We start from the raw sequence: 12,512 nt of genomic DNA on the forward strand, positions 1-12,512 counted from the left end.
AGCCTTTAGATAATTATTGCCCACATACTCAACCCCAAACCAATTGCTGCTAGGTGTTGCCATAGCATAACTCTAAATGGTCGTCGGGCAATTTTTTGAGTTAATACTATTGTTAACAACACCGCAAAAATTAGGGTTGCACCTTGCAAAAAAGCAATGACGGCTGGATGGGCTACTAATATCGGTAATTGCTCACTACTTAAACCAAAAGTGGCAAATGTCACAGGGATAATCTTCCCACCTTCACCTAACCCTAAGCGTAAGTAATGGGCTAAGTTACCTCCCAATACTAATGGTAAATAACCATAGGCAAGTTCAATAAATGATCGAGGCTGACGACGAACATTAAATAGTTTGATGCCACCGTAGGCAACAAATACAATCGCCGTCGGCATGATTAAAGCTAACAATGATATCCCCAAATGTAACCAAAATTGAGTTAAATCTAACTGTAACCCTAACAAAGCTTGCAATTCTGGTAAACGATGCAGATAAATTCCCCCTAATAGTAACAACAACAACGCTACTTCATAGTTGTGGGGTACGTGAGTTGTCCACAGTTCAATGCCTGGGGGACGCAAGTTAAACTCAACGGAACGATGGGGACAGGCTTTTAAGCAAGTCATGCACAACACGCAATCTCGGTTATCTTCTAGCTGTGCGGGATGGGAATATAAGGGACAGCCATCAGTTGTCATTCCCTCACCTTTTTCGGGGCCGCCTTTATAACATTGATAGGTGGTACAAGTGGCAGAACAAATTCCCTGCTGCGCTCTTAATTCCGTCATGGAGAGTTTAGCAAATAAACCATTCATGCCACCGATGGGGCAAAGATAACGACACCAAAATCGCCGCTCGAAAATGGATGAAAAAATCATCGCTCCGGAGGTAATTAATAATAGCAAACAGGCGGAAAGATAGGCGGTGTTTTCTAAATTCCAGAGTTCTTCCCAAAGGAAAATTAATGTAAATAAACCAAATAAAAACCAACCGCCCCATTTCTCAGCCTTTTCTCTTGGCCAACGTTTTAGTTGGCGCGGAAATAACCACAGAGATAATTTTTGGGTGATTTCGCCGTAAATCATGAAGGGACAGACAGCACACCACACCCGCCCTAAAAAGGGAAAGATAAATAAGACAATCGGCCACCACCAAGCCCAAAATAAATTTAAAGCAAAATTGCGATCGCGTGTTTGCGGCCCCACAAATAACACACCCACAATCAGCGCAAACGCCACCACCGTAAAACCATAGTTAATCCTATCCGGCCACCAATCACTCCGCAAAAATCGCCGCAACCCAGGATAGGCATTCAACAAATTCACGCGAAATTGCTTTTTCTTATTATCAGCTGACCAAAAAATTTCTTCTGTTAGCTCCCTTCTCTCTCCTGCTTGGACAATTGCCCGTTCTACAAGGTTTTTCAACTCCTTGAGATTCCCAGGAAAATCATAGGATTGTAGACGGCGCAAAGCTTCTGGGGTAATGTGGGGTTTGGAAACTCCACGCGATCGCACATACAGACTGGTGTAATATTCTACCTGGGCTTTAATATCTGCCTTCCGTACCCTGAGCGGTGGCACTTTAATAATATGACCCACACAGCGTTCAATTTGAGACTGGGCTTTTTCGGAAACTATCAAAATTCTGGCTCTGCTGGTGCGGTGTGCCGTCGCTGGTTCTCCCGGACGCGTCACGGGGGTATATATCCCTGTTTTGAGTAACTCCGCCACCGCCGGTAATAACTCTGGGGGTAACTCCTGAATATTGTTTAAAACTAAAGTCCCTTCCCCTAACCATTCCAACAGTCCCGGTTTCCCAGCCGCACGTCCGAATAAATCTGCACCGCTAGTTTGCAAAATTCCACAGTTGATTTTAATTATCGGTTCGCGTCGTTTGGGAGAACTAAAGTGAATCAAGGCAGCAATATTATCTTTTTCTAAGCCAGGTTCGCCAAAGATTTCCACAGATTTCCTATCAGCTGCCGCCTCACGTATTTGTTCCCGCAACCGCACCGCGTAGCGACTTGTACCGACGATTCCCCGTTGTGCTTTAGTAACTAAATATGGACGCAAAGCTACAGAACGTTCTTGTTCGTAAGTTAACGCCGATGTCACCTGCGCTAATTCCTGCGCCAGTTGTCGAGACACAGCCTGCATAATTTCGGGATACTGACTAACTAAGGTACTAAACTCAGCCGCCGGGATTACCCAGACATGACATTCTGTCAGAGCAGTAATTGTGTATGGGGTTAACTCATCCAAAAGCAATTCTTTCAGGTTAATTACTGCACCCGGCAGGAAACCACAAGGGAAAACTGGGTTATTTTTATTAGTGATCTCAGTTTCCAGTTGACCATTTACCAGAATATACAGTGCAGCTGGGGGAGTTCCTTCTTTAATTAAAGTGCTGCCTTGGGGTATGACTTGTTCTTGGATAAGAGGAGCCATCCCATCCAGCACCACAGGTGAGAGAATACCTAAAGTTGTACGCTCCTGTAGCCAGATAACCTTGTCTGGAGATGCCATCATGAGTTCCCTGTTTTCCCTGCTTGCTGTATAACAGGAATTATCCCTGAAAACAGCTATGTGATGAGTGTATCGGATCTGCCTAATCTTTGGGTTCCCTTGGTGCTTTTGGGTTTAATCGTCTTGGCGGCGGTGTTTTTTAGTCGTAGCCGTTAATTTATGAAGCTGGAAGCAGGGGTAGGCTGTTGACTTTGATGAGATTTACCCATTTTTTATTCATACAGTTTTGGTGTCATCATCGGTGAACCAAATTAAATGAGTAATGAGTAATGAGTAATGAGTAATGAGTAAATTTCCCGTCGGAAGACCAATTATAGAATTAACAAACACGAGTTTGAATAAGCAAAAAGCCTTTTTAATTAATCATTTTGTTATTTTCTGCAAGCAAACGGCAGTTTGTTAACTTATTTGAACCAAATGCTTTTTCATTTCAGTATTTTCTGCAAGCAAACGGCAGTTTGTTAACTTATTTGAACCAAATGCTTTTTCATTTCAGTATTTTCTGTAAGCAAACGGCAGTTTGTTAACTCATTTGAACCAAATGCTTGCTTGTTTCAGTAGATTGCGTATTCATTTTTGTGTTTGCTTAAAGAAACAGCCGTTTACTTTCTGATTTGCGTAATTCACGTACTCATACTCATAGTAATTCTCTCAAATGTGATACCTACGGTAAGTTACGATCATACTCAACAAAAAAATTCACAAATCGTTGTAATAATTACATCGCAATCAATTGACGATCGCGTTAGTAAAGGTTAGCTTAGTGCTTGCTTTTATACAAGCCATACTCACTGTCAGTAAGTAAGTTGTTGTCAAGATTATTAATTAATTTTTCATGGTTCTTAATTCATACCAGTAATTATTTCTGGCGAATTAACTCATATATACCAAGTCTGCATTTACCTGAGAATTAAAACATGGTACTTAATAACTCTGATGTAGCTAAAACCCTTCTTGATGTGAAATTGGAGGGACAAACCACATTCATCACAGGCTTTGTTCCTGCTGGTGCAGCAGGAACAGTGGACAGTAATCAAACCGCTTTAGGTGGTCTATCTGGTGTTGTTTATGATGCAGTTAATAATGTTTACTACTCGCTTTCAGATGCTCGCTCTGATAGTAATGGACTAGCGCGCTTTTATACTTTTACTACTAACCTAGATAATATTTCTACACCCCAAGTTACTTTTACTAATGCCACGCCTTTAAAAGATATTAATGGTAATTTTTTTGCAGCTAACAGCCTGAATCCAGAAGGTTTTGCTTTAATTCAAAATAGTACAGTTTTTATCTCTTCTGAAGGCGAAGTTAATATCAATGCAGGTATTAAAATTGACCCCTTTATTAAAGAGTTTAATTTATCTACAGGACAGGAAGTGCGATCGCTACCCATACCGACGAACTTTTTGCCAGTCATTGTAGATACCAATAATAGCGGGACAATCAATACAGGTGACACCCAAACTTCAGGCGTGCATAATAACTTGGCATTTGAAAGTTTAACTATCACCCCTGACCAAAATACTCTATACACAGCTACAGAAACCGCTCTCTTCCAGGATAGCCCCCTAACATCCGACCGTATTCGTCGTTCGCGGATTATCCAATACAATCTAGTTTCAGGACAGCCAGAAAAACAATACTTATACATTACTGACCCAGCAGCAGAACTACCAACTCCTACAAGACCACTGACTGGTAATGGTTTAGTGGATTTATTAGCAATTGATAACCGGGGTACATTATTAGCGTTAGAGCGTTCTGTATCAAGCGGAATTGCAGGTGCTAATCCCAGCTACACGATTAAACTTTATGAAGTGAAGCTACAAGGGGCTACAGATATTAGTAGTCAGAATACTTTACCATCAGATATTGCTGCTATTCAACCAGTCCAAAAGCGACTGCTATTAACTCTCGATCCAAATAGTTCTGTTGGTAATGTAGAAGGGTTGGCTTTTGGCCCCACACTACAAGACGGTCGTCAGTCAATTGTGTTGGTAGCTGACAATAACTTTAACACATCAACACAAATATTAATTTTAAGCGCACAAGTCAATACCATATCTGCAACTATCACCCAAAGTAGTGGTAATATCGGTGTCACAGAAGGTGGTGCAACTGACAGTTATACAGTTATCCTCACAAGCCAACCCACGGCTGACGTTACTATCACTATTAACCCTGACACACAACTGACAACAAGTTCTACAACCCTCATCTTCACCCCTCAAAACTGGAATGTAGCCCAAATAGTCACAGTCACTGCTGTAGATGATGCTGTATTGGAAAATACTCACACAGGCACTATCCAGCACACAACCAGCAGTAACGATTCCAACTACAACAGCATCAGCATTGCCAGTGTTAATGTCAACATCACCGATAACGATCCCTCTCCCCCAACCATCCAAGGCACATCCTTAAAAGACATCCTCAAAGGCACAGCCGGAGATGACGTAATTGACGCTGGAGACGGCAACGACTACCTCATGGGCAATGCCGGCAACGACATCCTTGATGGCGGCACAGGTAATGACTACCTATTCGGCGGCGCAGGCGATGACATCCTTATCGGCGGTGCTGGTGCAGGTTTTGACTTACTCTACGGCAACGATGGCAACGACACCCTCGACGGTGGGGAAGGTAACGACAACCTCGATGGCGGCACAGGCAATGATAGCCTTGTTGGTGGTACAGGTAACGATATCTACATTGTTGATAGTTTTGGTGACACCGTAGTTGAGATGGAAGGAGAAGGAACAGATAAAGTCAACTCCTACATCAACTACACACTAGGAGATTACCTAGAAAATCTCACCCTATTGGGTAACGCCACCATTGGTACTGGTAACACCGAAAATAACCACATCATCGGCAACAATGCCAATAATACCTTATACGGTTTAGAAGGTAATGATTGGTTAATGGGTCAAAGTGGTAATGATAGTTTAGAAGGTGGCAATGGTAGCGATCGCCTTGATGGTGGTACAGGTAATGATACACTCATCGGTGGTCTTGGTAATGACACTTACGAAGTAGATAGTATCAATGACGTAATTACTGAATCCGCAAATGAAGGTATAGATACAGTCATCTCTATCGTAGATTGGACTTTAGATGAGCATCTGGAAAACCTGAGTTTGGTAGGCAATCAAGCTATTGATGCTACAGGTAATGGTGCTGATAACCGACTGATGGGTAATAGTGCGGACAATATCTTGAGAAGTTTAGACGGTAATGACTATCTTTCCGGGGGAGCCGGGAATGATACACTCATTGGTGGTTTTGGTAATGATACCCTAGTCGGTGGTCGTAGTGCAGATATCTTTGACTTGTCTGGTGTTCTGTTTGGTGGCTTTGATACCATTGTTGATTTCAAACCCGGTGAGGATATTGTTCATCTAGATGCTTTTGAGTTTAAACTTACCGCAGGAGCATTAGATGCTAATTGGTTTGTCTTGGGTACGAGTGCGACTACAGAAAGTGAACGCTTTATCTACAATCAAGCTAGAGGCGAACTGTTCTTTGATACTGATGGTGTTGGTGGTGCTGCACAGGTGAAGATTGCCCAGTTCTCCAATCGTGTAGCTTTGTCTAGCAATGATTTTGTTTTGATTGACTCGTTTTTAAATTAGACATCTCCAGAAATTAAATATGCGTTTTCCAGAAACCTTGTAGAGATGTTCCATGGGTAGGGATTCTCGTCTCTACATTCTTTTTTAGAGATGTCTAATAGTAGACACCACTAACGGGATGCGATCGCCTACAATATTTGGCATTGCTCATCTAATGTGAAGAAAGGATGTTCAGTATCTAACCATAAAACCTGTGCTTCTAACTGATCGCAGCACTCCCTCACTAAGCGTAAGCCTGCATCTCGTGACAGTTCCGTAGTGGTGGGGGTAAATTTTTGCAGAATCTTCGCTTCAATACTTTGATAGTGATCCAATTCTGCTCTGAGTTTGGTTAAATATTTTGCTCCTTCCCCGCCATCTTGGATAGCAAATTGCAACACTGAATCAACGTAAGCTTTGACTTGGGGATGTTTCACTCCCTCGGTAGCCGCAGCATACAATAACTCACCATTTAAATACTCAAAATCCGGCACTAAAAGTTGCTCGCCACTCAGTTCAAAGGTAGACACTGCTTGAGTTGGTTTAACTTGTAAATGGTTGCTTCTGACTCGGTGAGCTGCTTTTTCCAGCAGCGCAATCATGGCAATAATCACCGAGGGAAAATTACTATCTATACATCTAATTTCCACGGTACCAAGTTTGTTGAGGCGGATGGGATTCCAAGCTGATTTTAGTAAGCTTCCTCCGGCTGCTAAAAACTGGTGCTGCTCAATTCCAACTTGAGCCATTGCTTGCACCCAAGCATAATAGCGTTCAAATTGCTGCTCAACTAAACTTTCCACACTCTCAGCATAAGGTCTAAGTCCACCCACCGGTTGCAAATGGGTATACACTCCCTCCCAGCCGAAAGTTTCGCTACCCCGATAACGAATTGTGTGCGCCGCTAGTCCAATTGCTTCTCCTTCATAAAACGGACACGCCCGCCCCAGAGAAATCAATGCCGAATCACAAGCTGTAGCCAAGTTATAAATATTGAGTAGTTCCTCTCGCTCTGCCGATGTAGAGTTATAGGAGACTGCCACACGCGGATCAATTACTCCTGGCGGTACTTCTAAATGTATGTGTGTACCCGTACATTTACCAGCGTGTAAAAATCTATCGTAGCCGACAGTCCGCGCTTGGATGTGGTAATTGGGCTTATCGCGCATAACTGGCATGATGTGTAAGGGGTAGCTAGATAGAGGATACAGCCGTAAACCCATTTGTCGCGCCACAGATAGCGCCAATTTGAGATTGTTTAAATACGCTTTTGCTAGCTCTGTACCTGTGTCACCTGGCGGAGTGTTAATCTCCAGCATACACTTAACAAACTCTGGTACAAAGTATTGTGAGTTTAAACCTTGATTTGCTGCTGCTTGGTGGCAATTCTGCAAAAATTCATCGGCGCGATCGCTAATTTCACCTGTTTCATCTACTAAAAAAAACTCTTGCTCAAGACCGATGCGACGCTTTACTACATCCATCTGTTTATTAAAATTAAATAGAAATTAGAGTATGAATTTATCACTTATTAGTTTATAAAAAAACGCGATTGTGTTATTTGCAAGATAAAAAATTTAATAAAAATGTAGAGGGGTGCAAAACTTTGCACCCCTAACCCATCTATATTGTCGCATCCTTTTGATCTCAGACAGTTTGTTCTATACCGTGGACAAAGCAGTTTCGACTAATTTTTTTAATTTCATATATGCTTCTGGGGCTGTCAAACAAGTAGAACTATTACCATCGGGAATACAAAATTCCCAACTATCTGGGTAGTAACGAATTACAAAGGAAGGAATCAGTTTTAACTCCATTGCCTTCTTGCCCAATTCTTCTGTTTTTTCTAATAAGCTCAATTCATCATGAAACAAGTAGCTACTCATAAGAAGAACACCGATATTTTGGCTCAAATTGGTAAGTAACAGGTATTGATCGAGTTTTTGGCTGATGACCATCACCTTCAAAGCTGTTATAAACAGAAAATGTGAGGATGTTGTGAGGAATACTACTGATTTCGGAAAAATTAGGGCCTGGGGAGGGGGAATTTTACGGGCTGGGAAGTAAATCTTGATTGAGAAGATTTTTGCTGCCCAGTGTCTTTGGTAATTGTGACCCCAACGCTACAATCATGATCGTCATGTAACTAACAAGCGCCATCCATAAAATGTGATTATTGTGTAGATACCATGCTGTGACAGCTAGGGGTGTAAAACCTAATCCGAAGGCTAAGAGAACGGCGTTACGGATAATTGCACCTGACTTTAAGCCGATGAAGTATCCTTCTAACATGAAAGCGATCGCGGTTAATCCTAAAAGCGGTAGTAACCAAATGACATAGCTACTAATGTGTTCATTAACTTCTGTATGATTAGTCAACAGACCAAATACTGTATCTGGGAAAATTACAGATGCGATCGCTAAACCGAGAGCAATCATTAAGCTGGTAATTATAGAAATAGCCAACAATGGGATCATCTTTTCTGTTGTCCCTTTACCCTGAAAGTTGCCTGTCAAGGTTTGCGTTGTCATCCCTACACCTTGAATGGTGAACTGACTTAACAGCGCAATTTGCAACAACAACCCATTTTCTGCCAGGGTGATTGTTCCCATTGTGGCGCTCAAATTAGTAAAGATGGCATAGGTGGAAATCAATACTAAAAATCGCACCAAAATGTTGGTTTTGAGAATAACAGTATCTTTCAAAGCTACCCAATCAAATACCTCTTGTAAGGCAGCTGCTACTTTTGCCCATTGAATGGTAAAGCACACCCCCACTAAACCAGTCACTAACGCCAAATACTGACTGATGGCAGTAGCTAATCCCGCCCCCATGCTTTCCCAACCCCATTTGACAATCATCAAATAATCCAGCAGCACATTAGAACCATTGCCAATTAGAGATATCAGCAGTACCAGACTATTCAGTTCTCGCCCCGTAAACCAACCAATCAATACAAAGTTGAGTAACACAGCCGGAGCTGCCCAAATTCTGGCATAGAAATAGTCAGTTCCCGAACTCTCAATTTCAGGGGAACCACTTAAAATCCAGAATCCCATCTTTTGGATTGGGTATTGCAACAATAGGATCAATAACCCCAACCCCAGCGCAATTACAGCACTCCGTATCCCAACTAATAAAATAGTTTTGTGATCATCCAGCCCTACAGCTTGTGCAGTTAAGGCGTTCACGCTAGAGCGTAAAAACTTTAACACTCGGTAAAGATAGTCAAAGAGAATAGTTGCTAGAATAACCCCAGCTAAGTGACGGATGTCTGCTAAATGTCCCAGAAATGCAATATCAACAATCCCCGCTAAGGGAACCATCATGTTGGACAGCACGTTGATGCTAGCCATTTTATAAAAGCGCGGTAGGAAGTCATACTGGAGTGAAACTGCTGCAAATCGCATAAATTGACTGTACGAGAGCTATTAATAGAAATCGTGATTATTTCAGTTTAGGCGACAGTCCACCAATATAAAGTTTGATCATGGCTAAGTAGCTCAGTGTTAAAAATTATTGCTATGGCAAGGCAGGAGGCAGGAGGCAGGAGGCAGAAGGGAAGAGGGTTATAGCTTTGTTTACCTTTTTTAACTCAGTTTTGTTTTTTCCCACCGACTTACTTAGGGTGATGCTGCTGAAGCAAGTATTTTAACTGGTTGACAAAATTCAATTCGTAATTTCTTCCAAAAATAACGCGAAGTTTTATACATAAAACTTCGCGTTATTTTAAGAGTATTTTAGGCGGCAGTTTTTTCTTCAAGGGGAATAAAAGTCTTTTTGGTAGCACCACAGATGGGACATTGCCAATCATCAGGAATAGCTTCAAAGGGTGTGCCGGGTGCAATACCAGAGTCAGGATCACCAGTTACAGGATCGTAAATCATGCTGCATTGTCTGCAAATCCATTTACGGGTGTTGGGATCGTCACTCGCCACTCTGGTTGTAGGTTGTCCACCGTTAATTACTTCTAAGGCTTCAGTGTAGCGATCGGCGTGGTAATTTTCGATAAATTTTAGTAAACCAAAACGGTGTGCGGCGGCGCGGAAGGTGTCAGCGTGTTCGCTAGATTCTTGCGCTTGCTTGAGAAATTCTGCGGCGGCGGGATTGTCGCGATCGCTTTGAGCAGCTGCGGCAAAATCAGGATACATTGTAGTGTATTCGTAGGTTTCGCCTTCAATGGCTAAAGATAAGCAACGAGAGACAATTTCCCGCTTTTGCTCATCAGTTAAAGCCTCTGGATTTTCTACAACCAGTTCTGGGTGTAACAACTCAAAATGAGCAAAGGCGTGTTCGGTTTCTTGTTCGGCGGTTTCACGAAACAGTTTAGCTAAATCTTTAAACCCCAGTTTACGTGCTACCTCAGCAAAAAACAAATATTTCCGGTTCGCCATTGATTCGCCACCGAAGGCGGCTTCTAAGTTTTGCAGAGTAGTAAAGTTGGAAAGATCCATAATTTTCGGATGCCTGAGAAGTAATATTTAGGGGTAAAGTTCAGACTCTTAAATCGAGTACACGAGCTACCACTTGTATAATTTACAATTTTTTATACAAATTTTTTAGCCCATATTTATTTACCAGTTTTGTTAGCTGCGACAGGAAGATTAGGGACTGCCATATTAAACAATAAATTAAACTTATCTATCAGCTAAATCGGCAAATTGTCTCTGTAGATTTTAGGTTTGGCTGATGTGCGTAAATCACTGACAAAACAAATGCACCTAATGACTAGGTGCAATGATTAGGCAATTTACAGAATTACTACTATGTAAAACTAAGTAAGTAATAACTCAGGAGTTAGTAGAGTTTATCTGAAAACTCAATAAATCGTTTCCGTAAATATACGGCTTTTTAGGATAAAAGCTATAAAAGCGGTCATGATTAGTGTTTTTACGATTAGCAACTTTTCTTAAGTAATAAATCTTAAGTTACTGGTGTATAAATGAAAATCACTTGACAATAAAAAAACCTCCCTACCAAGAAAGGTTTTTAACAATTTACGTTACCAAACTTTACGAAATATTCCTTTCTGCACATATACCAGCCGTTATCCATCAACTATTGACTAAAAATGGGTAATCTGTATATCCTGTGGCATCTGGGCTGTAGAATGTTTTCGGATTTGGTGTGTTGAGTTCAGAGTTAATTTGCAATCTTTTTGGTAAGTCGGGATTAGCAATAAATAGTTTGCCAAAAGATACTAAATCCGCATCATTTTTGGCGAGAATATTATCTCCTGTTTGACGATCATAACCACCGTTGGTAATTAACGTACCTTTGAAGATTTGGCGGAAATATGGTGTTACAGGATTCATAACTTCACGAGTTGACAAATCAACTTCATTAGGTTCCATGAGGTGGACATAAGCCAAACCAAAGCGGTTGAGAGCATTCATTACATAAGTAAATGTCTCTTTGGGGTTGGAGTCGTGCATTCCGTAAAAGGTGTTACTTGGGGAGAGTTTAATCCCGACGCGATCGCCTCCCCAAAGCTTAGTGACAGCTTCCAATACTTCCAAAAGAAAGCGGCTACGATTCTCCACCGCACCACCGTATTCATCGGTGCGCTGGTTAGAACCATCTTGTAAAAATTGATCGATTAAATAACCGAATGCACCGTGTAGTTCTACACCATCAAAGCCAGCCACCAAAGCATTCGCGGCACATTTGCCAAATTGTGCGATGATTGCGGCAATTTCTTTAGTTTCCAAAGCACGGGGAGTTTCTAAAGATACCTTACCAATGGGTGTGTGCAGAGAACCAACCCCAGCGATCGCACTAGGCGCAACTGGTAATTCTCCACCCAACAAAGCCGGATGACCAACTCTCCCAGAATGCCACAGTTGTAGAAAGATGCGTCCACCTTGTTGATGCACTGCATCTGTCACCAACCGCCACCCTGCAATTTGTGCTTCTGTGTAAATCCCTGGACAGTTGATATATCCTAAACTTAGGGGTGACACTGCTGTACATTCAGTCACAATTAACCCTGCGCTAGCTCGTTGTGCGTAGTATGTCGCCATCAGCGCATTTGGAATGTTGTCAATTGCCCGTAACCGAGTCATGGGAGCCATAACAATCCGGTTGGGTAGAGTGTAAGAACCTAGTTGAACTGGTGTAAATAGGTTGATGCTTGTGTTCATGGTGTGGGTTTCTGTGTTTTAGGAGGTAGGAGGGAGTTCTGAGCTTGGAGTTTTGAGTTCTGAGCTTGGAGTTCCGAGTTCTAAGCTCGAAGTTCCGACTTCTAAGCTCAAAGTTCCGAGTTCTAAGGTTGAAATTTCGTATTTTGAACTCGAAGTTTCATGTTCTCAGCTCGGAGTTTCGAGTTCTAAGGTTGAAATTTCGTATTTTGAACTCGAAGTTTCATGT

General features: G+C 41.9%; 6 protein-coding genes and 1 pseudogene. 1 reads left to right on the top strand and 6 read right to left on the bottom strand.

Annotated features, from left to right (window positions below; genetic code table 11):
• Positions 1 to 5 precede the first annotated feature (5 nt).
• Positions 6 to 2,528: a cyclic nucleotide-binding domain-containing protein gene (locus NOS7524_RS26440; protein ID WP_015141551.1), complete on the bottom strand. Its 2,523-nt coding sequence runs from the start codon at positions 2,526 to 2,528 to the stop codon at positions 6 to 8.
• 932 nt (positions 2,529 to 3,460) lie between these two features.
• Here NOS7524_RS26440 and NOS7524_RS31110 point away from each other — a divergent pair.
• A pseudogene (locus NOS7524_RS31110) lies at positions 3,461 to 6,163 on the top strand (esterase-like activity of phytase family protein); the annotation flags it as partial.
• A 128-nt stretch (positions 6,164 to 6,291) separates the two neighbouring features.
• Here NOS7524_RS31110 and NOS7524_RS26450 read toward each other — a convergent pair.
• From NOS7524_RS26450 to NOS7524_RS26470, 5 genes are all read right to left on the bottom strand, one after another.
• On the bottom strand, positions 6,292 to 7,626 hold the full coding sequence (locus tag NOS7524_RS26450; protein ID WP_015141553.1) for a glutamate-cysteine ligase family protein: 1,335 nt from the start codon (positions 7,624 to 7,626) through the stop codon (positions 6,292 to 6,294).
• A gap of 177 nt (positions 7,627 to 7,803) precedes the next feature.
• On the bottom strand, positions 7,804 to 8,028 hold the full coding sequence (locus NOS7524_RS26455; RefSeq protein WP_041555978.1) for a hypothetical protein: 225 nt from the start codon (positions 8,026 to 8,028) through the stop codon (positions 7,804 to 7,806).
• Between the two features lie 163 nt (positions 8,029 to 8,191).
• A complete protein-coding gene (gene gntT / locus NOS7524_RS26460; RefSeq protein ID WP_015141555.1) occupies positions 8,192 to 9,553 on the bottom strand; it encodes a guanitoxin biosynthesis MATE family efflux transporter GntT in 1,362 nt (453 codons plus the stop codon).
• A 330-nt stretch (positions 9,554 to 9,883) separates the two neighbouring features.
• The gene (locus tag NOS7524_RS26465) at positions 9,884 to 10,597 is read right to left on the bottom strand and encodes a rubrerythrin family protein (protein ID WP_015141556.1); all 714 of its coding nucleotides are present in this window, start codon (positions 10,595 to 10,597) and stop codon (positions 9,884 to 9,886) included.
• A 600-nt stretch (positions 10,598 to 11,197) separates the two neighbouring features.
• Positions 11,198 to 12,286, bottom strand: coding sequence for an alkene reductase (locus NOS7524_RS26470; protein ID WP_015141557.1), 1,089 nt, complete (start codon positions 12,284 to 12,286; stop codon positions 11,198 to 11,200).
• Positions 12,287 to 12,512: the final 226 nt, after the last annotated feature.

The organism is Nostoc sp. PCC 7524 (genome assembly GCF_000316645.1).
In the GTDB taxonomy this organism is placed as follows: domain Bacteria; phylum Cyanobacteriota; class Cyanobacteriia; order Cyanobacteriales; family Nostocaceae; genus Trichormus.